Raw genomic sequence first — 24,057 nt, 5'->3', positions numbered from 1 at the left:
CGCCAGGGGCTGCGGGGCAGCCGACGGCTAGCATGCGGGCGTGACGACGCAGCCCCACCTGCCGTATACGACACGGTCGACGAGCAGTGGCCTCGACATCGACTACCTGTCGATGAACGACGAGGCCGACGGCATGGTCGTGCTGATGTCCAACGCTCTCGTACCGGGGCGTGAGGACCGGAGGTTCCCGGCCTTCCACCGCTGGTCCTGGGCGAGCTCCTGGGCGGGCAGCCATGTGCTGTCGGTGGCCGATCCCGGGCTGCGCGACAACCCCGTCCCGGACGGCGCGTGGTACCTCGATGCGCAGCACGACACCATTCACGCCATCGCAGAGACGGTGGCCGCCGAGGCGGAGCAGCGCGGCATACCGTTGGATCGCGTCGTCTACTACGGGTCGTCACTCGGCGGTTTCGGGGCGCTGTGCGCAGCCGCCGTCACCCACTCCCACGCGGTCGTGGAGGTGCCGCAGATCGACTTCCAGCGCTGGTTCCCCGGGGCGATCAAGAAGGTCGAGGAGCACGTCATCCACGGGTCCATCGCGCAGCTGCGCGCCGCCCACCCGGAGCGCGTGGACGTGTGGGAGAGGTTCCGCCACGAAGGGCACATCCCCTCGTTCACCATCCTGACCAACGAGCATGACAAGAGCTTCGAGGACCAGCTGGGGCTCATCTCCTCGGTCCGCGACCACGCGCTCTACCGGAAGACCCGCGCCGAGCTCGTCATCACGGCCGCGACCACCGGGCACCAGGTGCTGCCGAAGGAGTTCGCCACCCGCGTCGTCCAGGAGGCACTCCACTGGTCGCGTCCGGTCGATGCTCCTGGGTGAGCGGGACCATCTGCGACGCTCGGTGAGGACGAGAGCGACCATCTTCGACGCTCGGTCAGGGTGAGCGCGACCATCTGCGACGCCCGGTGGGGGTGAGAGCGACCATCTGCGACGCTCGGTGGGTCACGAATAGGCCACGATCCTCCGCCTGACGTGGGGGAAGGGGTTGGTCCTGTCGGTGGCGCCGCCTAAGGTCCACGGGTATGACGTGGGGCAGCTTCGCGAGGGCGCGGGCGCGGTCCTCGTGGGGGCTGCTCCTCACGTTGCTCGCACTCGTGACGGTGACGAGCGCCATCATCGCGGGCACGGTGGGCTACTCGCAGGCGGCGGCGAGTACCGCCGCGCGGGCCGCGCTCACGCAGGGTGAGCCCACCGAGACCGGGGTGCAGGTGCAGACCCGGCTGGCCGAGGAGCCGCAGGAGCAGGACACCCGGGCCCGCGCGACGATCACCGACGCCTTCGCCCCCGCTCCGGTGAGCATCGGCCGGCTCGTCGTCAGCGAGCCCCGCCCGGTGAGCGCAGCGGGCTCCGAGCTCGACGGTGATCTCGTCGTCATGGGTGGCCCGGACCTCGCCGTCGGGCAGACCCCCGACGAGCTCGTCACGCTGCTCGACGGCGCCTGGCCGCAGACCGGCGGGGACGGCTCCACGGATGCCCCCGCCCAGGGCGCTCTGCACGTCGGGGCCGCGCAGGCCTGGGGCGTCGAGGTCGGCGACGTGCTCGTCGTCGCGGACCGCGCTGTCCAGGTCTCGGCCACGTGGCAGCCGCTCCGGGCCGACGACGCGTTCTGGTTCGGCGACGAGCTCACCCGCACCGGCGTGGCCGACGAGGAGGCGACCCGGGGCCCTCTCGTCGTCGACGAGGAACTCGCCCAGCAGGTGGGGTCACCGTTCGTGCGCTGGCCGGTCCGCCCCGAGAGCGCGCAGATCCAGCCCGACGACCTCGCCGTGCTGGCCGCCGGGGCCGAGAACCTCCGGTTCGACCTGCGCGAGGCCGAGGGCGTCGCCGTCCGCGGCATCCAGGTGGAGGGCGACCTCGCCCCGACCGCCGCGCAGGCCTCGACCAACCTCGCCACCGCCCGGGCCCTCGGGGTCATCCCGCTCTCGGTCCTCGTGCTGGTCACCGGTCTGGCGGTCGTGCAACTCGCCCGGCTCCTCGCCGCGACGCGGGCGCCGCAGGCCCAGCTCCTCGTCGCCCGCGGCGCCTCCCGGCAGCAGGTCCTGCTGACCGGCCTGCTGGAGTCCGTCGTCGTCGCCGCTGTCGGCACCGTCCTCGGCGCCGGCCTCGCCTGGGCGGTGATGCAGGCCGTGCCCGGGGGTGAGGAGCTGCTCGGTCGGCTCGTCCTGACCGCCCTGACGACCCTCGTCGGCATCTCGCTGGCGCTGGCCGTCATCGCCGCACTGCAGGCCCGGCGGCTCTCCGGTGGGGAGGCGGTCGCCGACCGGTCCGGCCGCGCCCGTGCGGCCACGACCATCGCCGTCGTGGTGGTCGTCCTGGCTGCCGCAGCGCTGAGCTGGTGGCAGCTGCGCCGGGCGGGTTCCCCCCTGACCCGCGCCGAGGACGGCACGCTGGGCACCGACCTGGTGGCCGGGGCCGCCCCGGCCCTGCTCCTGGCCGCGAGCGCCGTCGCCGCCATGGCCCTCCTCGGCCCGCTCACCCGGCTGCTCGAGGTCGCCACCCGCCCCTCGCGCACCGCCACCCACCACCTCGCCTCCGCGCAGGTCAGCCGGCACCTGCAGGTGTATGCCGTGCCCGTCGTCCTCGTCGTCCTCGCCGCGGGCTCGACGACGCTCGCGGCGCTCTACTCCGGCACCAGCGCCCAGCTGCGCGACGACCTGGCCGCGGTGAGCGAGGGCGCCGAGCTGCGCGCCGACCTCGTGCGGCCCCCGGCGCCACGGTCGGCCAGCACCTTGGCCGATCCTCCCCCCGACCTGACCGAGCTGCCGGAGGTCTCCTCCGCCGCACTGGTCTGGGTGGAGGACAGCGCCCGGATCGGCGACGTGCCGGTGCCCCTGACCCTGGCCGACACTCAGGCTCTCGCGGCCGTCGCCAACGTGCCCGACGGCATACCGGCAGGAGTCGTGCCGAGCGGCCTGGAGGAGCTGATCGCCACCGATGGCGAGCAGCAGCAGCGCACGCCGATCGCCGTTCCCCCCGGCGCGCAGGAGCTCGAGCTCACGCTCTCGACCGAGCGCACCGCCGACCGCTGGGAGATCGCCCGGCTCGACGACATCGTCCGCGTCGAGGAGCAGCTGGACGAGATCGCTGCGGAGCAGGGCACCGACATCCCGGAGGGGGAGACCGAGGTCCCTGAGGCGCCGCCGCTCGCCGAGCGCGTCACCCAACGCCTCGACGGCGTCGTGGAGGCGGCTGCTGCGCCGGTGCCGCTGCGGGTCTCCCTGCTCGTCGAGGACGTCGCCACCGGGCTCAGCGCCACGGTCACCTCCGAGTTCGTCCAGGCGCCCGGACCGACCCTCGACTACGACCCCGAGACGCTCAGCGACTTCACGGCGAGCCCGGGCACGACGCAGGAGTCGGTGACCTTCACCCTGCCCGCCGGGCGGGAGCACACGGTCGAGGCGGTGACCGTCGAGGTGGCCGCGGACCAGCCGGGCCAGGAGCAGATGTTCTACGAGGGCTCCACCAGCCTGGGCGTCGATCTGCGGCTCCGGGCCGGGGGTGAGCCGATCCTGGCCGACGGCGGGTGGGGCAGCACCGGGGCCCTGTCGGCCGAGCAGGTCGCGCCGCTCGTCGCCGCCGCCGAGGCGGTGGAGGACGCGACCTACCGCACGACCGTCGAGCCCGATCAGGGCTTCGTCGGTGACGAGGGCACGGCCTTAATCTCTTCCGTCGAGACCAACGAGGAGCGCATCCCGACGTGGTACGACACGTCTGCGGCGACGTGGCGCGTGCAGTGGCCGGAGGTGCGGTCGGGCCTGGCCGCGGAGGTGGTGCTCGCGCCCGGCGCCGAGTTCAGCGGTGCCGCGGTGGCCGGGAGCTTGGACGGCGGACCGCCGGAGGAGACGCCCGCGTCGGGCTCGGTGCCGGTCGCCATCACCACCGAGGTCGCCTCCGCGGCCGCCCTCGCCCCGGGTGATCCGTTGACCCTCTCCGTGGCCGGGGGCCGACTGCCGGCCGAGGTGAGCGCCGTCGTCGACGCCCTGCCAGGGCAACGCGGCACGGTCGCCGCCCTGGCCGACGTGCGCGTCGTCGCCTCGCTGCTCGCCGAGCAGCAACGCTCCTTGCCGTGGCCCGACCAGGTCTGGGCGGACGCCAGCGGCGACCCGGCAGCCGCCGTGTCCGCGCTGGCCCAGCGCCAGGACCTGCGTGCGGTCACCGGACCCGGCTCGGTGTCGGTGACCGATGCGACCAGCGCCGCACGCCTCGTCTTCTGGGTCGCCTCCGCCGGTGCGGTCCTGCTGGCCCTCACCGGGGTCGCCGCGGTGGCGGCGACGCTGCTGTCCGCCCGTCGGCCGGAGGTCGCCGTGCTCCGCGCCCTCGGTATGCCGCCCGCCGCGCAGGCGCGCTCGCGCGCCCTCGAGCTCGGCGGGGTGGTGCTCCTGGCCGTCGTCTTCGGCCTGGCCGCCGGGTGGGTCGTGGGCACCGCGGTGGTGCCCGAGCTGGCCACCTCGACGACGGCCCCCGGACGGCTCCGGCTGCCCGCTGCCCTGCGGCTCGAGTCCACGCCGTGGGCGGTGCTCCTCGGCACGACCCTGGTCGGTCTGCTGGCCCTGCTCGCCGTCCTGGCCCGACGGGTGCGCGCCCAGGCGCTGGACCGTGACTACCGGGAGGAGATCCGGTGACCCCGCGCCACGGCATACCTCCGAGCACCGGGGCCGGGCGCCTGGCCCGGCGGCAGTTCGCCACCGACCCGTGGGTGTCGGTCGGTCTGGCCGTGCTCGTCGGCGTGGTCGCGCTGCTGCTCACCGCCGCCCCCCGCGGGCTCATCGACGTCCAGGGCCGCCAGCTGACCGAGGAGATCACCGCGCTCTCCGCGGCGCAGCGCGACCTGCGCGGCGACTGGCAGCGGACCGTCATCTACGGCAGCGCCGAGGACCTCACGGGCGACCCCTCGGCCGACGGCTGGGCACCGCTGCGCGAGGGGGCCGAACGCGTCCGCACCCAGCAGCCCGAGCCGTTGCGTGACGTCCTCGGGTCGCCGCAGTTCCTGGCGCGTCTGGAGTCCGACGTCCCCTTCGACCCGGAGGTCGAGACGGGCTACTACACCGCGACGCTGAGCCTGGCCGTCGACCCCGACCTGCGCGGGCACGTGGAGCTGGTCGACGGCGACTGGCCGGAGCTCGTCGTGGGCGAGACCCCGACCCTCCGCGGCAGGGAGGACCGTCAGGACACGCCGGAGCAGCCGGAGGAGGACGCGCCGGTGCCCATCGTCGTCCTCGCCGAGACGGCGCAGGAGCTGCAGCTGGGCGTGGGTGACCCGTTGCCCGGCACCGACCTCGTGCTGAGCGGCACCTACGTCCCCCGCGACCCCGACGACCCGCGGTGGCAGCACGTCGACAACGGGGCCGTCATGGGCACGCTCTACGACCCCAACCTCGGCGCGGAGGCCCTGCTCACCGGCTTCCTCTCCCCCGACAACCGCGGCGCCGTCGGTCCGCCGGCCTCGGTCCGCATGCGGGTCTGGTACCCCGTCGACCCCACTGCCGTGACCGGCACCACGGGCCAGGTCGAGGCTCTCACCGGGCAGGTCAACGGCTTCCTCGCCGAGCAGCACACCTTCGCCAGCGCCGAGGAGATCCTCGACGCCGGCAGCCCCCAGATCCCGCTGTTCACCACCGAGCTGACGCAGGCGCTGGAGCGGATCGCGAGCCAGCAGCGGGCCACGAGCTCGCTGCTGGCGGTCATCGCGGCGGGTCCGCTGGGGGTCGCCCTCGCCGTCGCCGCCCTCGGTGCACGGCTCGTCGTCCACCGGCGACGGTCGGCGATCGCCCTGGCCCTGGCACGGGGGGCGGCGCCCTCGCAGCTGCGTCGGCTCATCGCCGTCGAGGGGCTGCTCCTGGGGGTGCCGGCGGCCCTCGTGGGGCACGCCGCGGCGATGCTCCTCGTGCCGGGACCGACCCCGTGGTGGCAGTGGCTCGTCACGGTCCTTGTCGCGGTCATCCCCTCGCTCGCCCTGGCCACCTCGCTCGACGACGCGTCACTGCTCCAGCAGCGACAGGACCTGGCCGGTCGCAGCCGCAGCCGGTGGCGCTGGGTCGTCGAGGTGGTGGTCGTCGGGCTCGCCGGGGTGGCCACCTGGCGACTCCTCGGCCGGGAGGCACGGGGTGACGACGCCGGCGCGACCGGCATCGACGTGCTCGCCGCCGCCACGCCGGTCCTGCTCGCCCTCGCGGCCTGCGTCATCACGCTGCGCCTCTACCCCTTGCCGCTGGCAGCACTCACCGCCGCGCTGCGTGGTCGCCCCGGACTCACCCCCTTCCTCGGGGCGGCGCGGGCCCTGCGCGACCCGGCGGGCGGCCTCGTCCCCACGCTCGCCGTCGTGCTCGGCACGGCGGTCGCCCTCATCAGCGCGGTGCTGCTCTCCACGGTCACCCGGGGCGCGCAGATCGCCGCCTGGGAGGACAACGGCGCGCCGGTACGCCTCAACGGGCCGGTCCTCACCGAGGAGCTGCGGGAGGAGATCCGCGGGGTGGAGGGCGTCACCGCCGTCGGCGGGGTCGCCGACAGCGGGTCCACCGCGAGCCTGGTCGTCGACGGGGAGCGCACCCCCGTCCGGATCTGGGTGGTCGAGCCCGAGGTCAGGCAGGTGTATGCCTCCTCCGAGCTCATCCCCGGACCACCGCCGGAGTTCTACGAGAGCGACGGCATACCCGGGGTGATCACGCTGCGGGGCGCCGACGAGGCCGTGCCCGAGGACCCCGAGGCGGTCACCGTCTCCGGTCTCGGGGACGTGGAGGTCCTCGGGCACCTCGACCAGCTGTCGGGGATCCGCGTGACCGGGCCGGGAGTGCTGGTCGACGGCGACCGCTGGGTCGAGGCAGGAGGCACGATGCCCCGGGCGACGACGACGCTCATCGGGGTCGCCGACGGCGCCGATCCCGAGGAGGTCGCTGCCGGGGTGGGTCAGATCATCGGCACCGGAGGGGTGGTGACGACCGTGACCTCCCGACTGGAGGCCTTCACCGAGGCGCCGGTCACGGTCGGCCTGCGCCAGCTCTTCGTCGGGGCGACCGTCGTCTCCGCCCTGCTCACCGTCCTCGCCGTGGTCGTCGTCCAGCTCATGGGCTCGGGCGCCCGCTCCCGCCTGCTCGCCACCCTGCGCACCCTCGGCCTGGCGCCCGGCCAGACCCGGGCCCTCACGGCCTGGGAGCTCGCGCCGCTGCTGGTGACCTCTGTCGCGGTCGGCTCGGTGCTGGGGCTCGGGGTCCCCTGGGTCCTGCTGCGGGGGCTGGATCTCACCGGCCTCACCGGCGGCAGCCGACAGCCCGACCTCTACCTCGACCTGCCCCTGCTCGCGGCCGTGCTGGCCGCCGTCGTCCTCACCGTCCTGATCGCCGTCACCGTCAGCGCCTGGCTCGCCGGGCGCACCAACCTCGCGCAGGCGCTGCGCGTGGGGGAGGAAAGATGAGCACCATCGACCGTCACGTCAGCACCGAGCACCGAGACCCAGCGGGGCAGAGTTCCGCTGGTCCGGTCCACCCGGACACGGATCCCGGAGGTAGGGCTCGTGCGGGTCGCGACCATCCGGGCCGCGGCAGCTCCGACTCTGCACCCGCCACCGGTGAGCACTCCGGCCTCTCCGCGGTGCGCGAGCACCAGGGCCCGGACATCTGGTGCGAGGACCTCGTCCGCATCTACTCCACGGAGGGCGTGGAGGTGCAGGCCCTGCAGGGGCTCAACCTCGTCGTCGACCCCGGGGACGTCGTCGCGCTCGTCGGCGCGAGCGGCTCCGGCAAGTCGACGCTGCTGGGCATCCTCTCCGGACTGGATCGTCCGACCGGTGGTCGGGCGCGCGTCGCCGGGGTCGACCTGCTGTCGATGAGCCGGGGGCAGCGGGTGGACTACCAGCGTCATACGGTCGGGTTCGTCTGGCAGCAGACCTCCCGCAACCTGCTCCCCTTCCTCACCGCCGCCGAGAACGTCAGCCTCCCCATGGTCATCTCCGGCCGCCGGGCGCGCCGCGAGCGCGTCGGTGAGCTGCTCGAGCTCCTCGACATCCCCGACTGCGCGGGACGCCGGCCCGGCGAGCTGTCCGGCGGCCAGCAGCAGCGGGTGGCAATCGCCACCGCCCTGGCCAACTCGCCCGCCGTCCTGCTCGCCGACGAGCCCACCGGGGAGCTCGACGACACGGCCTCCGCACAGGTCCTGGAGGTCATGCGCGACGCCGCCGGGCGGCTCGGCACCACGGTGCTCATCGTCACCCACGACCCCACCGTGTCCGACCACGTCCGGCGCACCGTCGCGATCCGGGACGGGCGGACCTCGACCGAGGTGCTGCGGTATGTCGTCACCGACGCCTCGGGCGAGCAGCGGCAGGTCGCGCGGGAGTACACCGTCATCGACCGGGCCGGCCGTATCCAGCTGCCCAAGGCGCACGTCGAGGGGCTGGGCCTCCGCGATCGCGTGCGGCTCGAGCACGAGGACACGCACGTGCAGGTCTGGCCCGATGACGAGGAGCATCAGACGGGGCGGGTGCGTGATGACGCCGACCCTTCTGGTGCTGCCCCCGACCAGATGGCGGGCGCACCCGACCGTTCGGGTGGGGACGCTGATGCAGCCGACCAGCCAGGGCAAGCGGGCAGTGGAGCCGACCAGCCAGGACGGGCGACATCCGCACGGGAGGACGACGATGAGTGAGCAGACGGCATACCGGGACGACGACGTCGTGGCGAGCACCGGTCCGGTGCTGCGCGGGGTCGACCTCCACCGCACCTTCGGCGCGGGCGCGACGGAGGTGCACGCCCTCGCAGGCGTCGGCCTCGAAGTGCCTGCGGGGCGGCTCACCGTGGTCCGCGGCCCGTCCGGGTCCGGCAAGACGACCCTGCTCAACCTTCTCGGCGGACTCGACCGGCCGACGTCCGGAGAGGTGCTCCTCGACGACGGGTGGGTCCTGTCGGCGCTGGCGGAGAAGGAGGTGCTGGCGGTGCGCCGGGAGCGGATCGGCTACGTCTTCCAGAGCTTCGGGCTGGTGCCGGTGCTGTCGGCGGCGGAGAACGTCGAGGTGCCGCTGCGGTTGCAGAAGACACCGGTAGCCGAGCGTGCCCGACGGGTCGAGGAGGCTCTCGAGCTCGTCGGTCTGGCACGCCACACGAGGCAGCGGCCCTACGAGCTCTCCGGCGGGCAGCAGCAACGGGTCGGCATCGCCCGGGCGCTGGTGAGTGACCCGGACATCCTCATCGCCGACGAGCCGACCGGCCAGCTCGACTCCGACACCGGCGCCATGATCATGGACCTCCTCGTCCGGCTGACCCATGAGCGTGGGATCGCCTCGGTGGTCTCCACCCACGACCCGGTGCTCATGGGCCGCGCCGACCAGGTGGTCGAGCTCCACGACGGCCGACGGGTGTAGCGCTTTCCCGCTAGTCACCCACGGCACCGCCGACCACCTGGTCGAGCTTCACGCCGGCCGACGGGTGTAGCGCGCGTCGACCACGCCACCGCCGACCACCTGGTCGAGCTGCACGCCGACCGACGTACTTCGCGCCCCAGACCACGCGCTCCGCTCTCGGCTCGGGCGGCCAGCGCACGGCTCGGGCGGCCAGCGCACGGCTCGGGCAGCTCCGCCGCCAGCCACAGCCTCACCGTCGCACCACGTGCACCAGCCGCACCCCGCTGCCGGGATATCAGGATCTGCGCGACTCGTTTCGCCGCGCGCATCCCCACAACCTGGCACCCAGTGGTCGATGCGGCCGATGTGACGAGCGTGATCGAGCAGGGCGCTGCGGACCGGCGCGCGGCATACGCACGCCGACCCCAACCCCACCGCCCATCACGCCGCCGCACCGCACCCCGCAGAGCGCCGCAACGCACCCCGCCGCCCCCTACCCCGCGCTCCCTCCACGGTCATGGGCGGCCAGCACACGGCTCGCCCCCGGCCCACGCTCGGGCAGCTCCGCCGTCGGCCACAGCCTCACCGTCGCACCACGTGCACCAGCCGCACCCCGCTGCCGGGTTATCAGGATCTGCGCGACTCGTTTCGCCGCGCACATCCCCACAACCTGGCACCCAGTGGTCGATGCGGCCGATGTGACGAGCGTGATCGAGTCGGGCGCTGGGACCGGCGCGCGGCGGCCTCCGCAGGCCCTCGACGCCCCGGGTGGTCAGTCCGCGGTGCGGAAGCCGCCGTTGCTGTAGAGCACCTGGCCGGTGATCCACCCGCCGGCCTCGGACAGCAGGAAACACACGAGGTCGGCGGTGTCCTGCGGCGTGCCGAGCCTCCCCAGCGGCGTCTGGGCGGTGACGGCGGCGCGGATCTCGTCGTCCATCCAGCCCGTGTCGATCGGCCCGGGGTTGATGACATTGGCGCGCACCCCCAGGTCGGCCAGCTCGTGCGCGGCGGCGACGATCGTGCGGTCGAGGGCGCCCTTGCTCGCGCCGTACGGCAGGTTGTGCGCCGTGTGGTCGCTGGTCAGGGCGACGACCCGGGCCGCGCCACGCTCACGGACGTCGCTCGGCAGGTGCTCGGCGAACGCTTTGAGGAGCAGCCAAGCTGCCCGCGCGTTGACCGCGAAGTGGCGGTCCCAGCTCTCCACGGTCGTCGTGCGGATGGCGCTGTCCACGCTCTCGGCGTGCGACATGACGATCGCCGTGAGGTCGCCCCGCGCGTTGGCCGCACGCACGAGCTGCTCGGGCACCTGCGGGTCGGCCAGGTCGGCGGGCAGCAGCAGCACGTCGGCGCCGAGCTCCCGGCACTCCTGCGCGATGGTCTCGGCGTCGTCCGCGCCGTGCTCGAGGCCGACCCGACCGTCGTAGTCCGGCCAGTGGCTGAGCGCGAGGTCCCAGCCCGCCCGCGCGAGCGCCACGGCCAGACCGGCCGCGATGCCACGTCGGCGACCGACGCCGGTGAGCAGGACGGTGCCCCGCGTCATACCGCTCCCCTCCCGGCCTGCCGGGTATGCAGCTCGCGCACCCGGTCGGAGAACTCGGGATCGGGCCCGGCGACGACGGCACCCGGCACCACCGCGGTGATCGGCAGCGGCGCGACCGGGCCGGGCGGCATATCGAGCGCTTGCCGCCAGCCGGTCAGCTGCTCAGTGGACGAGGCGTAGACGATCCGCCCGAGCCCGACCCAGCCGTGCGCGGCCGCGCACATGGGGCAGTGCTCACCTGAGGTGTAGACCGTGCTCGCCGCGCGATCCTCCGGCGACAGGTGCTGCGCGGCCCACCGGGCGATCGCGAACTCCGGGTGCTGCGTGTGGTCACCGCCCGAGACGTGGTTGTGGTCCTCGACGAGCACCTCCCCGTCGGGCGAGACCAGCACCGAGCCGAAGGGCTCGTCGCCCGCCTCCAGCGCCGCCTCGGCGAGGTCGACGGCGCTGGTCAGGTGGGTGCGGTCGATGTCGGTGATGCTGGAGCCGTCGGTCACGACAGCGAGGGTATGCCAGGGCCGCGCCGCACGCCCCCGAGTTTCCGGGGAGGGCGCTCGGGCCGGAGGTCGGGCCGGAGACTGTCGGTGCACCAGGACCCCATCGCTGCCATCTGCCGCGCGCCCGGCGCCCTTGGGGTTCTATCCTCGACACGCACACACCTCGGGAGGCACCGCATGAGCTGGCCACCACCACCCGACCGCGACCGGTCGGACGGCCCCACCGACGCGCCCCCGTGGGACACCCCGCCGCCGATCCCGCCCTACGTGCCCGGAGCGCGCCGCCCCGGCGGCCCCGAGGACGTCCCGTCCGGGCCGCCAGCTCCCGCACAACTCCGGTATGCCGACTGGGGTGAGCGGGTGGCCGCGACAGCCATCGACGCGTCGCTCGTCGTCGGCTTTCTCATCCTCCTCGGCGTGGGGTCCGCCTTCATCGACCCGTTGGACGACCTCGCCGGACTCGCGTGGTTCGGCTGCGTGGGCTACCTCGGCTGGCTCAACGGATCCCGGGGTCAGTCGCCGGGCAAGGCGGTGCTCGGTCTCAAGGTGCTGCGGGAGCACGACGGTTCGACCCTTGGAGGTCTGGTGGGAGTGCTGCGCTCGGGGCTCCTGTGGTTCCTCAGCGCGATGACGGTCTCGCTCTTCCTCATCGTCAACACCCTGTGGCCCCTCAGGGACGCCAAGCACCGCACGGTGCACGACATGATGTTCGGCGCCGTGGTGGTCTCCGGCTACCCCAAGCAGCGGCTCGACCCCAGGCTGCTCCGGCCCTGACGAGCCCTCACCGGCCCTGACCTGCCACGCCCGGCCAGGTCGGGGCAGGTCTGTCGGTGAGGTCGCCTAGGGTCCGGGGATGGCCCCACCGACGACGCCGTCCTGGGGGGCGGACTTCCGTCGTCTGTGGGCTGCCACCGCCGCCAGCCAGGCCGGGTCCGCGGTGGCGGTCGGTGCGCTGCCCTTCATCGCGGTGACCGTGCTCGACGTCTCCGACCTGCAGGTCTCCCTGCTGGTGGCCGTCGCCGGCATCGCGAGCGCCGTCCTGGCCCTGCCCGTCGGGCCCTGGGTCGAGCACCGCCGCAAGCGTCCGGTGATGATCGGCGCCGACCTCGTCCGGGCCGCGGCCCTGCTGTCGTTGCCGGTCGCCCACCTCCTCGGTTCGCTCATCTACGTCCACCTGCTGCTCGTCGCCGCGGTGACCTCGCTCGGCCTCGTCGTGGAGTCCAGCGCCGGGTCGGCGCACCTCAAGGCGCTGGTCCCGAGGGAGGGGCGCACCTCGGCCGCCGGGTGGCTTGACACCACCTCCTGGATCGCGGCCTCGGCCGGCCCGACCCTGGGTGGCGCCCTCCTCGGCGTCGTCGGCGCGACCGTGACCGTGGCGATCAACGCGGCGGCGCTCGTGCTCGCGGCTGCGGGCATCACCCGCCTGCGCACCCCCGAGCCGGAGCCTCCCGCGAGGGCCGCGGACCACCACTGGCGTCGCGAGCTGCTCACCGGGTGGCGGGTCATCTGGGGCGAGGACACCCTGCGCCTGTTGTTCGTCAACGCCCTCGTCTTCGGCGCCGTGATCATCGGCGCCTCACCGCTCATCACGGTGCTCATGCTGCGCGACCTCGACCTCAGCCCCTGGCAGTACGGCCTGGCGCTCGGCCTGCCCTGCCTCGGCGGGATTCTCGGGGCCATGCTCGCGCCGAGGATCGAGCGCCGACTCGGCCGGGGTCGCGCCCTGCTCGGCCTGGGCACCGCCCGGACGTTCTTCATCCTGCCGATCGCGCTGGCGCCCACCGGCTGGGCCGGGCTCGGTCTCATCGTGGTCTGCGACACGCTCCTCCTGCTGGCAGCAGGCGCCTTCAACCCGCTCTTCGTCGCGCACCGGATGGACTCCGTGCCGGACGCCCTCATGTCGCGCACGTCGGCGGCCTGGTCGATCAGCGCCCGGGTCGCCCAGCCCCTCGGGGTCACCCTGCTGGGGCTGCTCGCGGTGGCCACCTCGACCCGCGTGGCGATCGCGACCGCCGGGGTGGTCCTCCTCCTCTCACCCCTCGCGCTCCCCTGGCGCGCCCTGACGTCGTCCCTCACCCCGGAGATGGCGCCACGGGGCGACCGGTCGCCAGCGGGATGAGGTCGAGCACCGGCGCGGCCACGACCCGCTCGGCGCGTTCGCGCTCCGCGCCGATGGCGAGGTCGGCATCGGTGGCCTCGAAGCGGGTGCGACGCAGGTCGACGCCGAAGCCCCGCAGGTGGGCCGGGCGGAAGGCCGACAGCACGACGCCGGCCCGCTCGGGCGTCACCACCGGGTCGAGACCCAGGGCGAGGGTGAGGTCGTAGGAGTGGATGACGTCGTGCGAGAGCGCGCCGGCGGGGCCCCCGCCCGGGGGACGCCACGGGTGGTCGACGTGGTCGGCGAGCTGCGTCACCAGGTCCTCGGGTGACCTCGACGCGGCGTCCTGACGAGCCATCCGGTCGGCTGCCAGGTCGAAGTCGCCCCGCGCCCTCACCGTCTCGCGCAGCACCCGGCTCTGCCGTCCGAAGGGGAGCGTCAGGTGCGCCACCAGCTCCTGGATGGTCCACCCCTCGCACGCGGAGGGCTGCTGCCACTGGGCCGGGGTGAGGGACCTGAGCAGGGTCAGGGTCGCGCGGCGCTGATCCGCCGTCATCGCCCGGATCTGTGATGTCGGTGCTGCCATGGGTACTCCTGTCGTCGATGGGTGTCCTCCCTGTGACCGACGAGCGCACCCGTACTCATCGCTTCGACGGCGACAACCGTCGACCACCGGCGACCGTCCAGCGTCCCCGCGACCACCTGACCGACGAGCCCCGGGTCTGACACGATGAGGGGTATGCGCGTTCTCGTCACCGGCGGCGCCGGCTACATCGGCTCCCACACCGTCATCGCCCTGGCCCGGGCCGGGCACGAGGTCGTCGTCGTCGACGACTTCTCCAACAGCAAGCCCTCGGTGACGCCCCGCCTCGAGGAGTTGGCCGGCATACCCGTCACGGTGCACGCCTTCGACCTCGCCGACGGCGACAAGCTCGACGCGCTGCTCGCCCAGGAGAGGTTCGACGCGGTGATCCACTTCGCGGCGTTCAAGGCCGTGGGCGAGTCGGTCGCGAAGCCGATCGACTACTACCGCAACAACATCGGGGCCACGCTGCGCCTGGTCGAGGCGATGGTCGCCCGCGACGTGCCCTACCTCGTCTTCTCCTCCAGCGCCACGGTCTACGGCGAGGACGCGCCGGTCCCGATGACCGAGACCCTGCCGACCTCGGCGACCAACCCCTACGGCTGGACCAAGGTCATGAACGAGCAGATCTTGCGCGACGTGACCCACGCCTACCCCCAGCTGCGCGTCGCGCTGCTGCGCTACTTCAACCCGGTGGGGGCGCACCCCTCGGGCCGCATCGGCGAGGACCCCTCGGACATCCCCAACAACCTCATGCCGTTCATCGCGCAGGTCGCCGTCGGGCGCCGCGACAGGCTGTCCGTCTTCGGCGACGACTACGACACCGTCGACGGCACCGGGGTGCGCGACTACATCCACGTCGAGGACCTCGCCGAGGGCCACGTCGCGGCGCTGGAGTGGATCAGCACCCACGAGCGGGCCTTGTCGGTGTGGAACCTCGGCACCGGCCGCGGCACCTCCGTCCTCGAGCTGGTCGCGGCCTTCGAGCGCGCGAGCGGGCGGCAGATCCCCTACGACATCGTCGAGCGGCGCCCGGGCGACATCGCGAGCTCGTATGCCGACCCCTCCCTCGCGCAGTCCGAGCTGGGCTGGCGCGCCTTGAGGTCGGTCGAGGACATGTGCGCCGACACGTGGCGCTGGCAGCAGGCCAACCCCAAGGGCTACCCCGACTGAGGGCATACCCGCACCCCATGGGACCGGCGCAGGTCGCCCAGGAGCGTCAGGTGGGAGGCGTACCCTTCGACGTATGCCGCTACGCAGCACCTCTCTCGGCGACCTGGAGCGCGCCGTGATGGACATCCTCTGGTCCGAGGGACCGGGGCTGTCGGTCCGTGACGTCCTGGACCACCTGGAGCGACGCGAGCACCACAAGGAGCTCGCCTACACGACGATCATGACCGTGCTGGACCGCCTGTCCAAGAAGGGGATCGCCGACCGCGCCCGCGACGGGCGGGCCTGGCGCTACGCCGCCGCCGCGAGCCGCGAGGAGCTGGCCGCCAGCGCGCTGCGCTCGACCCTGGACTCGGTCAAGGCGGACCGCACCGCCGCCATGCTGCACTTCCTCGACGACGCCAGCCCGGGCGAGCTCGACGACCTGCGGGCCGCGCTGGCCGAGGTCGAGCGCCGCCGCGCCTGAGCCCTCCCCCCGCCGTGCCCGGGCCGCTGCTCACCGCCGCGGTCGTGGCGGCCGCCCTCGCGCTCGTCCTGCTCGCCCCCGGCTGCTCCCGCGGTGGACCGCCCTGCGCTCCATGCCGGGGCCGGCCCTGCTGCTCTGGCAGTCGGTGAGCCTCGCCGGGGTGCTCTGCGCCCTGCTCGCCGCACCGGTCGCGGTGCTGACCACCGGCCTGTCCCAGCCGCTGCTCCTCGGCCTCGCCCTGACGCTCTCCGGCGCGATGCTCGTGCGCCTGCTCGTCTCCGGGCACCGGGTCGGCACCGACCTGCGCCGCCGCCGCACCCAGCACCGCGAGCTCGTGGACCTCGTGGGCGAGCACCTCGAGGGCGCCCCGGCCCGCACCGCCGCCGCTGTCGCCCGGCCCGACGTGACGGTCCTCGCCCAGGGCAACCCCAGCGCCTACTGCCTGCCCGGCCGCGGGGACCGCATCGTCCTCACCCGCGCCGCCCTCGACCGGCTCGGCACTCCCGAGCTGCGCGCCGTCCTGGCGCACGAGCAGGGTCACCTCGACGCCCGGCACGACCTGCTGCTGGAGCTCTTCACGGTGCTCCACGAGGCGGTGCCCCGCCAGCTGCGGGTGGACGCGGCCCTCGCCGAGGTGCACCTGCTGGCCGAGGCGCTCGCCGACCGGATCGCCGAACAGCGCACCGGCCCGACCGATCTCGCCCGCGCCCTGGTCGCCATGGCCACGGCCGGCACCCCCGAGGTGACCGCCCGGGTCAGGCTCCTCACGCACCCGCCCGCGCCACGGCATACCCGCATCGCGGTGAGCCTCCTGGCACTGGCGACGCTCGCGCTCCCCGCCGCCGTGGTGATGCTTCTCACCCTCAGCTGAGCAGTCCCCGGGCCTCGATCGTCTACGACACGACGTAAGATGTACGACGTCACGTAGTTTTCGTCGCATCCCCCGAGGTTCCCGTGGACGCACTCGATCTGGCCCGCTGGCAGTTCGGCATCACGACCGTCTACCACTACTTCTTCGTGCCGATCACGATCGGGCTCAGCCTGCTCGTCGCGATCATGCAGACGCAGTGGCTGCGCACCCGCAACCCGCAGTGGCTTCGCCTGACGAAGTTCTACGGCAAGCTCTTCACGATCAATTTCGCGCTCGGCCTGGTCACCGGGATCGTGCAGGAGTTCCAGTTCGGGATGAACTGGTCGGACTACTCGCGCTTCGTCGGCGACATCTTCGGGGCGCCGCTCGCGATCGAGGCGCTGCTCGCGTTCTTCCTCGAGTCGACCTTCCTCGGCCTGTGGATCTTCGGCTGGGGCCGGATCCCGGAGAAGCTGCACGCCGCCGCGATCTGGCTGGTCCACATCGGCACCCTGCTGTCGTCCTACTTCATCCTCGCCGCCAACTCCTTCATGCAGAACCCCGTCGGCTACGCGATCAACCCCGACACCGGCCGTGCCGAACTCACCGACTTCCTCGCGATCCTCACCAACAAGGTGCAGCTCGTGACCTTCCCGCACGTCATCACCGCGGCCTACATGACCGGCGGCGCATTCGTCCTCGCCTTCGCGCTCTGGCACCTGTGGCGGGAGGCGACGCCGCGCACCGACCGGGTGATGTACCGCCGCGCGGCCCGGCTCGGGGCCGTCACCGTCCTCCTCGCCGGGGCCGGGTCGGCGATCACCGGCGACATCCAGGGCAAGATCATGACCGAGGTGCAGCCGATGAAGATGGCCGCCGCCGAGGCGCTCTACGAGGACGTCCCCGAGGGCGAGGGCGCCCCCTTCTCGATCATCACCGTCGGCACCCTCGACGGGGAGGAGGAGGTCTGGGCGCTCACCGTCCCCAAACTGCTCTCCTATCTCGCGACCGGCACCCTCGACGGCGCCGTCGAGGGCATCGACCACATCCAGGAGCGCTACGAGCTCACCTACTCCGGGTCCGAGCTGACGGCCGCCGAAGACTACCGCCCGGTCATCCCGCTGGCCTACTGGAGCTTCCGGCTCATGATCGGGCTCGGGCTGGCCGCCATGGGCATCGCCGCGGTCGTCCTGTGGGTCCTGCGCGGTCGGGGCAACGGGACCGAGGTGCCCCGACTCAGCCACCGCATCTGGGGGTATGCCGCGGCGGGCGTCCTCTTCCTGCCGCTCTTCGCCAACTCCTTCGGCTGGATCTTCACCGAGACGGGCCGCCAGCCCTGGCTGGTCATGGGGCTCATGACGACCCGCACCGGCGTCTCCCCCGGGACGACCGCCGGCGAGGTCCTCACCTCGCTCATCGTCTTCACCCTCCTGTATGGCGTGCTCGCCGTCGTCGAGGTCGGCCTCACCCTGCGCTACGGCCGGGCCGGCGCCGAGCAGGTGCCCGAGGACGCGTCCTACGACCCCCGCACCCGCGACGACGACGACGCCTTCGTCTTCACCTACTGAGAGGCCCTGCGTCATGGAGCTCACCACGATCTGGTTCATCCTCATCGCCGTCCTGTGGATCGGCTACTTCTGCCTCGAGGGCTTCGACTACGGCGTCGGCATGCTGCTGCCCGTGCTCGGAAGAGACGAGACCGGCGCGTCCACGGACGGTGAGGTGCGGCATACCGGGGAGACGCGCAAGCGGCAGATGCTCTCGGCGATCGGGCCGTTCTGGGACGGCAACGAGGTGTGGCTGCTCACCGCGGGCGGCGCGATCTTCGCGGCCTTCCCGCACTGGTATGCCACGCTCTTCTCCGGGTTCTACCTGCCGCTGCTGCTCATCCTGGTCGGGCTGATCCTGCGCGGCGTGGGGCTGGAGTACCGCGGCAAGATCGACTCGCCGACCTGGCGGGCGCGGATGGACGCGATGGTCGTCGCCGGGTCGCTCGTGCCGGCGCTGCTGTGGGGCGTGGCCTTCACCAACATCGTGCTGGGCGTGCCGATCGACGCCGAGATGGAGTATGTCGGCGGCTTCTGGAACCTTCTCGGCCCGACCGCGCTGCTCGGCGGCCTCACCACGCTCGCGCTCTTCCTCACCCACGGCGCGATCTTCGTCGCGCTCAAGACCGACGGCCGGCTGCGCCACGACGCCCGCGCGCTCGCCCTGCGGCTCGGCGTCGTCGCGGCGGTGCTGGCGGTCGCCTGGCTCGGGATCGTGCACTCGCAGACCGGGACCCCGTGGTCCTGGGTGGCCGCCGGCGTCGCGGCGGTGGCGCTCGTCGCCGGGCTGCTGGCGGCGACCCGGGGTCGCGAGGGCTGGGCCTTCACCGGCACCTTCGTGGCGATCGCGGTGGCGACGACCTCGCTCTTCCTCGCGCTCTTCCCCGACGTGATGCCCTCCAGCCTCGACCCCGCCTGGTCGCTGACGGCGCAGAACGCGAGCTCCAGCCAGAAGACCCTCGGCATCATGACGGTGGTCGCGCTCGTCTTCACGCCGATCATGCTCATCTACACCGCGTGGAGCTACTGGACCTTCCGCAAGCGCGTCTCCGGACACCACATCCCCACCGAGGTGCACCACGCGGCGGTCGTCGACGAGCAGGTCGGGGCGGGTCGCTGACATGACCGAAGGACGACAGCGAAGGGCGGCGTGAGCGACGTGCGACCGGTCGACCCCGCCCTGCTGCGGGCCCTGCCCGCGACCCGCGGCCCCGTGCTCGGGCTCTCCGTCGTCGGCGTCCTGTCCGGGATCGTCGCGATCGCGCAGGCGATGACCCTCGCCCTCGTCGTCGGCGCGGTGGTGCGGGGCACGCGGGGCGAGGTCACGGCATACCTCACCTGGCTCGTGGTCCTCATCGGAGCGCGGGGAGCGCTCGCGGCGCTCGGCGAGGTCGTGGCGCGACGGGCCGGGCTGCGCGTGGTCGGGATCGTCCGCGAGGCGCTGCTGCGGCACTGGCTGGGGCGCCCGGTCGAGGGGCGTCCGCGCACCCAGGTCGCGGTCACGCGCGCCGGTGAGGGCGTCGCGGCGTTGGAGCCGTATGTCGCTCGCTACCTCCCCGCGCTCGTCTCCGCCGCCGTGGTGCCGGCGCTGGCGGTGCTCGCCCTCGTGGTCATCGACCCGTGGAGCGCGCTCATCGTCGTGCTGACCCTGCCGCTGCTGCCGGTCTTCGCGGCGCTCATCGGGCTGCACACGCGCGATGAGACACAGCGGCGGTGGGGCGCGATGGAGCTGCTGGCCGGGCACTTCCTCGACGTCATGCGCGGGCTGCCGACGCTGGTGGCCTACGGGCGGGCGCGGGCCCAGGTCGAGGTCGTGCGGGAGGTCGGGGAGCGGCACCGGCGGGCCAGCGTGGCGACGCTGCGCACGGCCTTCCTGTCGACCGCCGCGCTGGAGCTGCTGGCGACGATCTCGGTCGCGATGGTGGCGGTGGCGGTCGGGCTGCGACTGGCCTACGGCGGCATGGACCTCGTCGTCGGGCTCACCGCGATCCTGCTCGCGCCCGAGGCCTACTGGCCCATCCGCCGCGTCGGGGCGGAGTTCCACAACGCCGCCGACGGGGCGCAGGTGCTCACCGACCTCGAGGCGGACGGGGTGCTCGGGGGCGACCGGGCCGACGAGGGCGGCCAGAGTGACCGGGGCAACGAGGCCGCCGCGAGCGACACCAACCACACCCCGGCCGCAGAGCGTCCGCCCACGGACCGGGCCGACGTCCGCGCCCCGACGATCCCGGACGGCACCGCCCCGATCCGCCTGGCCGCCGTCGGGTACGCCCACCCCGGCCGGGCGCAGACCCTCACAAAGGTGTCGCTCACCACCCCGGCCACCCCCGGGCTGACCGTGCTGACCGGCCCGAGCGGGGCCGGCAAGACGACGGTGCTCGAGCTGCTCGCCGGGCTCCGCACGCCAGCGACCGGGCAGGTCACGGCACCCTCGGCACACCTGGCGACCCAGCGCCCGCTGCTGCTGCCCGGCACGGTCCGCGACGCCCTGGCGCTGGCCGCCCCCGCGGCCGACGACGACGCGATGGTCGAGGCTCTCACCGCGGTGAGGTTGTGGGGTCAGCTCGCCGACCGCCAGGGGCTGGACACCCGCCTCGGCGACGACGGTCTCGGCCTGTCCGCCGGTCAGCGGGCCCGCCTGGCACTGGCCCGCGCCACGCTCTCACCGGCGCCGCTGCTCCTGCTCGACGAGCCGACGGCCAACGTGGCGGCGCACGACATACCCCTCCTCCAGGGCGTCATCGCCGACCTCGCCCGGCGACGTCGCGTCATCGTGGTGACCCACGACCCGGCGCTCGTGGCCCTCACCTCGGAGCGGTGGTCCCTGGACGGTGGTGTAGGAACGGTGCTGCACTCCGGTCGCCCTGGCGACGACCCCGCAGCACCGTTCGTGCACCAGGCTGACCGCCCCGACGCGGCCACCGGCGCCGCGCCCGGCGTGGTCCGGCCGATCGCCGTCCCCGGGGGCCGCCGCGGGCTCACCCTCGCCTGCCTGCTCGGCGGGGCCTCGGTCAGCTGCGGCGTCGCCCTCACCGCGACGTCGGGGTGGCTCATCGTGCAGGCCTCGACCATGCCCGTCGTCATGACGCTGCTCGTGGCGATCGTGGGGGTGCGGGCGTTCGGGATCTTCCGCCCGGTCTTCCGCTACGCCGAGCGGGTCGTCAGCCACGACGTCGCCCTCGACGACCTCTCGCGACGCCGGGCCGAGCTCTTCGCCGCTCTCATCCCGCTCACCCCCGCCCGCCTCGGCGCGCGCAGCCGCAGCACCGTGCTCACCGCCGCCGCGCGGGACCTCGACGACGTCGTCGACGAGCACGTCCGGGTGAGCGTCCCGGCGGCCTCGACGCTCCTCGCGACGCTCGCCGGTGCGCTCATCGCCGCCTGGCACCTGCCGGTCGCCGGTCTGGTGATCGCGCTCGGTGGCGTCGTCGTCGCGCTGGTCGACCTGCTCGGGTATGCCGTCGAACGCCCCGCGCAGGACGCGGCGGTCCGCGAGCGCGGCCGGGTGCGCGACGCCGCGACGGCGCTCACCGAGAACCTTCTCTCCGTCCAGGCCGTGGCCGGGATCCGCCGCGACCCCTCACCGCTGCTGCTACCCTGCTCGACGCCGAGCGCGCGCAGCGCCGGAGCGAGGCGCGGCTCACCCGGGCGCGCGCGGCGGGGCTGGCGGCCAGCTGGCTGGTCGTGGCGGCCACCGCGGCGGTCGTCGTGCTGCTGGCGTGGAGCGCCCGGGCGGAGGGAACGCTGAGCGGCCCGTATGCCGCGCTCGTTGCCCTCGTGCCCCTGGCCCTCGCCGACGCCTGGGCCGGGGTGCCCGAGATCGCGGGCGCCCGGGCGCGGGCCCGGTCGGCCGGTCGGCGCCTGCAGCAGCTCGTGGACCAGGAACCCGCCGTCGCCCCCTCCCCCCACCGAGCGCCGCAGATGGTCGCGATCTACCCCCACCGAGCGTCGCAGATGGTTGCCCCCACGCTGGGGTTGTATGGCGTCTCGGCGCGCTGGGGAGCCACTCCGCGAGACACCCCGCTGGTCACCCCACCCGACCTGCACCCGCTCGACCTCACCGTGAAGCCGGGCGACCGCATACTGCTGAGCGGTGCCAATGGCGCGGGCAAGTCGACCGCGCTCGCCGTCCTCGCCCGCCACCTGGACCCCGCGGGCGGGAGCTACACCGTGGCCGGTCATGCCGCAGCCGATCACCCATCCTCGGAGGATGCGCGCAGCCTGGACCTCGACCAGACCCGGCGCCTCATCGCCCTGGTCGACGACGAGCCGCACGCCTTCGCCGGGTCTGTGCGCGCCAACCTGCTGCTGGCGGCCGACGGCGAGGCGACCGATGCCGAGCTGCTCGCGGCGCTGCGGGCGGTCGACCTGGACTCGTGGTTCGCCACTCTGCCGGACGGGCTCGACACTCCCCTGACCGGGCTCTCCGGCGGCGAGCGCAGCCGCCTCTCCCTCGCGCGGGCCCTCGTGTCGCGGCGGCCGGTCGTGCTCCTCGACGAGCCGACCGCCCACCTCGACGACGCGACGGCCCAGCGGGCCCTCGGCGGCCTGCTCCGACACCTCGACGCTCGCGCCTCGCTCGTCCTCGTGAGTCACACGACCCCACCTGCGGGCCGGTGGGACGAGGTCGTTGTGGCAGCGCCGACGGGCTCCGGTCGGACGTCGTCACACCGTGCGGCCCCCCTGGCGATCGGCTAGGTTGCGGGGCATGGACCAAACCACCATCGTCTGGATCGTCGTCATCGCGGTCGTCGTCATCGCAGCGCTGACCGCGTGGGCGATGATCGCCCGCAAGAAGCGGCTCGACGCCGCCCGCCAGGAGGCGGCCGGGCTTCGGGAGAAGGCGCAGTCCGGGGAGTCGTATGCCGAGACGGCCGAGGACCGTGCCCGCGAGCTGCAGGGCAAGGCCCGGGAGGCGCAGGTCCGCGCGGACAAGCTGCACACCGAGGCCGAGGAGGCCACCCGCATCGCGCGTGAGCACCGCGACCGCGTCACCGGTGACTACGTCAACGCCGACGAGATCGACCCGGACGCCAAGAGGCGCTGACCCCGACCGCCTCCTGACCCTCAGCCGGCGTCGGCTTCCTCCACCGGTATGCCGGTGTCCCGCACGAGGTAGAGCCACGGGAACGCGCGGGCACCGATCTGCCACCCATCGGTGAGGTAGCTCGAGGTGAGCCGACTCCACACCACCCTGCAATGCTCCCAGCGGGTCGCCGTCCGGACCATCCGGTGCCGGAACATCCCGGCCTCGACGGTGTGCCAGCCCAGCTGCCCGGCCAGCTCCAGCTCGCCGAGCTCGTCGAAGGCGGTCACCGGCCCGAGCCAACGCTCCTCGGCCTCCCCGGCGCCGATCCCCGCGGCGTCGCTGGCGGTGTCGCTGGCGGTGTCCTCGTCCTTGGCCGGTCGGCCCGAGCCGCCGAAACGCTGCTGGGCGCCCTGCCTGCTCAACCCCAGCTCCTGACCGAGGGTGGCCCAGCTCTGACCGCCGGACCGGGCTGCGGTCACCGCCTGCTGCAGCAGCTCACCGCTGACCTGATGAGCCAACGCGGCGCGGCGCACCAGGCGCAGGTGGTCGTCGTCGTCCAGCGTCCGATCGTCCGGACCGGGGCCCTCGTCGAGGATGATGTGCCCGATCTGGGCGGCGAGGTCACCCTCGGGGTGCACCTGGCTCACCGCGGGTCCCGGGTCTCGGGGCCGGTCGGGTCGGCGGCACCGTCACGGCTGGGCAGCCAGTGCTGGTCGTCCTCGGTCTGGCCGCGGCTACGCCGGTGCCACAGCGCTGCGCCGAACAGGTACGCGCCGCTGATCATCAGCGCCAGGGTGGCGCCCTGGAAGAAGCCGTGGACGAAGCCTGAGTCGACGACCCGGCTGAGCCAGAAGGTGACGAAGCCGAGGACGATCGCGACCCATCCGGCGCCGAGGCGGAAGCGGGACATGGCGTCAGCGGGCGTGGAGTTCATGTGTCAAC

General features: G+C 73.6%; 20 protein-coding genes. 15 read left to right on the top strand and 5 right to left on the bottom strand.

Features of this window, described 5'->3' with window-relative positions; genetic code table 11:
* Positions 1 to 40: 40 nt before the first annotated feature.
* From FA582_RS01400 to FA582_RS01380, 5 genes are all read left to right on the top strand, one after another.
* A complete protein-coding gene (locus tag FA582_RS01400; protein ID WP_010149339.1) occupies positions 41 to 826 on the top strand; it encodes a hypothetical protein in 786 nt (261 codons plus the stop codon).
* 203 nt (positions 827 to 1,029) lie between these two features.
* A complete protein-coding gene (locus FA582_RS01395) occupies positions 1,030 to 4,629 on the top strand; it encodes an FtsX-like permease family protein (protein WP_010149340.1) in 3,600 nt (1,199 codons plus the stop codon).
* Positions 4,626 to 7,415, top strand: a complete 2,790-nt coding sequence (locus FA582_RS01390; RefSeq protein ID WP_010149341.1) for an FtsX-like permease family protein — start codon at positions 4,626 to 4,628, stop codon at positions 7,413 to 7,415. Before FA582_RS01395 ends, FA582_RS01390 begins: the two co-directional genes overlap by 4 nt.
* Positions 7,412 to 8,644, top strand: coding sequence for an ABC transporter ATP-binding protein (locus tag FA582_RS01385; protein ID WP_081480651.1), 1,233 nt, complete (start codon positions 7,412 to 7,414; stop codon positions 8,642 to 8,644). The genes FA582_RS01390 and FA582_RS01385 overlap by 4 nt, the downstream gene beginning before the upstream one ends.
* Positions 8,637 to 9,356: an ABC transporter ATP-binding protein gene (locus FA582_RS01380; RefSeq protein WP_010149343.1), complete on the top strand. Its 720-nt coding sequence runs from the start codon at positions 8,637 to 8,639 to the stop codon at positions 9,354 to 9,356. The genes FA582_RS01385 and FA582_RS01380 overlap by 8 nt, the downstream gene beginning before the upstream one ends.
* A gap of 751 nt (positions 9,357 to 10,107) precedes the next feature.
* Here the strand turns inward: FA582_RS01380 and FA582_RS01375 are convergent.
* Together FA582_RS01375 and FA582_RS01370 are read right to left on the bottom strand one after the other, a co-directional pair.
* Positions 10,108 to 10,875, bottom strand: a complete 768-nt coding sequence (locus FA582_RS01375; RefSeq protein ID WP_010147377.1) for an SDR family oxidoreductase — start codon at positions 10,873 to 10,875, stop codon at positions 10,108 to 10,110.
* Entirely contained in the window at positions 10,872 to 11,372 is a 501-nt protein-coding gene (locus FA582_RS01370) for a nucleoside deaminase (protein WP_010147378.1), read from the bottom strand. The genes FA582_RS01375 and FA582_RS01370 overlap by 4 nt, the downstream gene beginning before the upstream one ends.
* A gap of 177 nt (positions 11,373 to 11,549) precedes the next feature.
* Between FA582_RS01370 and FA582_RS01365 the strand changes: the two genes are divergently transcribed.
* Together FA582_RS01365 and FA582_RS01360 are read left to right on the top strand one after the other, a co-directional pair.
* The gene (locus tag FA582_RS01365) at positions 11,550 to 12,146 is read left to right on the top strand and encodes an RDD family protein (RefSeq protein ID WP_158640846.1); all 597 of its coding nucleotides are present in this window, start codon (positions 11,550 to 11,552) and stop codon (positions 12,144 to 12,146) included.
* A gap of 79 nt (positions 12,147 to 12,225) precedes the next feature.
* Positions 12,226 to 13,491 (top strand): MFS transporter, encoded by a 1,266-nt coding sequence (locus FA582_RS01360; RefSeq protein ID WP_010147380.1) that lies wholly within the window; start codon positions 12,226 to 12,228, stop codon positions 13,489 to 13,491.
* Here the strand turns inward: FA582_RS01360 and FA582_RS01355 are convergent.
* Entirely contained in the window at positions 13,445 to 14,056 is a 612-nt protein-coding gene (locus tag FA582_RS01355) for a maleylpyruvate isomerase family mycothiol-dependent enzyme (RefSeq protein ID WP_033228839.1), read from the bottom strand. The genes FA582_RS01360 and FA582_RS01355 overlap by 47 nt on opposite strands.
* 153 nt (positions 14,057 to 14,209) lie before the next feature.
* Here FA582_RS01355 and galE point away from each other — a divergent pair, with 153 nt between their 5' ends.
* The 8 genes from galE (at position 14,210) to FA582_RS01315 (ending at position 23,133) form a co-directional block, all read left to right on the top strand.
* A complete protein-coding gene (gene galE / locus FA582_RS01350; RefSeq protein ID WP_010147382.1) occupies positions 14,210 to 15,226 on the top strand; it encodes a UDP-glucose 4-epimerase GalE in 1,017 nt (338 codons plus the stop codon).
* Positions 15,227 to 15,299: 73 nt separating this feature from the next.
* Entirely contained in the window at positions 15,300 to 15,689 is a 390-nt protein-coding gene (locus FA582_RS01345; protein WP_147899717.1) for a BlaI/MecI/CopY family transcriptional regulator, read from the top strand.
* A gap of 112 nt (positions 15,690 to 15,801) precedes the next feature.
* Positions 15,802 to 16,560 (top strand): M56 family metallopeptidase, encoded by a 759-nt coding sequence (locus FA582_RS01340; RefSeq protein WP_081480546.1) that lies wholly within the window; start codon positions 15,802 to 15,804, stop codon positions 16,558 to 16,560.
* Positions 16,561 to 16,643: 83 nt separating this feature from the next.
* Positions 16,644 to 18,107: a cytochrome ubiquinol oxidase subunit I gene (locus tag FA582_RS01335; protein ID WP_010147386.1), complete on the top strand. Its 1,464-nt coding sequence runs from the start codon at positions 16,644 to 16,646 to the stop codon at positions 18,105 to 18,107.
* Positions 18,108 to 18,120: 13 nt separating this feature from the next.
* Positions 18,121 to 19,206 carry a cytochrome d ubiquinol oxidase subunit II gene (cydB, locus tag FA582_RS01330; RefSeq protein WP_010147387.1) on the top strand — a complete coding sequence of 362 codons (1,086 nt, stop codon included), beginning with the start codon at positions 18,121 to 18,123 and terminating at the stop codon, positions 19,204 to 19,206.
* 30 nt (positions 19,207 to 19,236) lie between these two features.
* Positions 19,237 to 21,834 (top strand): ABC transporter transmembrane domain-containing protein, encoded by a 2,598-nt coding sequence (locus FA582_RS16690; protein ID WP_238705457.1) that lies wholly within the window; start codon positions 19,237 to 19,239, stop codon positions 21,832 to 21,834.
* A complete protein-coding gene (locus tag FA582_RS01320; RefSeq protein WP_147899716.1) occupies positions 21,771 to 22,784 on the top strand; it encodes an ATP-binding cassette domain-containing protein in 1,014 nt (337 codons plus the stop codon). Before FA582_RS16690 ends, FA582_RS01320 begins: the two co-directional genes overlap by 64 nt.
* Positions 22,785 to 22,794: 10 nt before the next feature.
* Positions 22,795 to 23,133: a hypothetical protein gene (locus FA582_RS01315; protein WP_147899715.1), complete on the top strand. Its 339-nt coding sequence runs from the start codon at positions 22,795 to 22,797 to the stop codon at positions 23,131 to 23,133.
* A 20-nt stretch (positions 23,134 to 23,153) separates the two neighbouring features.
* Here the strand turns inward: FA582_RS01315 and FA582_RS01310 are convergent, their stop codons facing one another.
* Positions 23,154 to 23,762, bottom strand: coding sequence for a hypothetical protein (locus tag FA582_RS01310; RefSeq protein ID WP_010147392.1), 609 nt, complete (start codon positions 23,760 to 23,762; stop codon positions 23,154 to 23,156).
* Positions 23,759 to 24,049, bottom strand: coding sequence for a hypothetical protein (locus FA582_RS01305; protein WP_010147393.1), 291 nt, complete (start codon positions 24,047 to 24,049; stop codon positions 23,759 to 23,761). Before FA582_RS01305 ends, FA582_RS01310 begins: the two co-directional genes overlap by 4 nt.
* Positions 24,050 to 24,057: the final 8 nt, after the last annotated feature.

The organism is Serinicoccus profundi (genome assembly GCF_008001015.1).
In the GTDB taxonomy this organism is placed as follows: Bacteria; Actinomycetota; Actinomycetes; order Actinomycetales; family Dermatophilaceae; genus Ornithinicoccus; species Ornithinicoccus profundi.
This window is presented reverse-complemented; position numbering and strand designations above follow the sequence as displayed.

Coding starts and splice junctions, on each gene's coding strand:
- FA582_RS01375 (WP_010147377.1), bottom strand. CDS start 10,875: ATGACGCGGGGCACCGTCCTGCTCACCGGCGTCGGTCGCCGACGTGGC.
- FA582_RS01355 (WP_033228839.1), bottom strand. CDS start 14,056: ATGGCAGCACCGACATCACAGATCCGGGCGATGACGGCGGATCAGCGC.
- cydB (WP_010147387.1), top strand. CDS start 18,121: ATGGAGCTCACCACGATCTGGTTCATCCTCATCGCCGTCCTGTGGATC.
- FA582_RS01365 (WP_158640846.1), top strand. CDS start 11,550: ATGAGCTGGCCACCACCACCCGACCGCGACCGGTCGGACGGCCCCACC.
- galE (WP_010147382.1), top strand. CDS start 14,210: ATGCGCGTTCTCGTCACCGGCGGCGCCGGCTACATCGGCTCCCACACC.
- FA582_RS01360 (WP_010147380.1), top strand. CDS start 12,226: ATGGCCCCACCGACGACGCCGTCCTGGGGGGCGGACTTCCGTCGTCTG.
- FA582_RS01340 (WP_081480546.1), top strand. CDS start 15,802: ATGCCGGGGCCGGCCCTGCTGCTCTGGCAGTCGGTGAGCCTCGCCGGG.
- FA582_RS01345 (WP_147899717.1), top strand. CDS start 15,300: ATGCCGCTACGCAGCACCTCTCTCGGCGACCTGGAGCGCGCCGTGATG.
- FA582_RS01380 (WP_010149343.1), top strand. CDS start 8,637: ATGAGTGAGCAGACGGCATACCGGGACGACGACGTCGTGGCGAGCACC.
- FA582_RS01315 (WP_147899715.1), top strand. CDS start 22,795: ATGGACCAAACCACCATCGTCTGGATCGTCGTCATCGCGGTCGTCGTC.
- FA582_RS01385 (WP_081480651.1), top strand. CDS start 7,412: ATGAGCACCATCGACCGTCACGTCAGCACCGAGCACCGAGACCCAGCG.
- FA582_RS01395 (WP_010149340.1), top strand. CDS start 1,030: ATGACGTGGGGCAGCTTCGCGAGGGCGCGGGCGCGGTCCTCGTGGGGG.
- FA582_RS01305 (WP_010147393.1), bottom strand. CDS start 24,049: ATGAACTCCACGCCCGCTGACGCCATGTCCCGCTTCCGCCTCGGCGCC.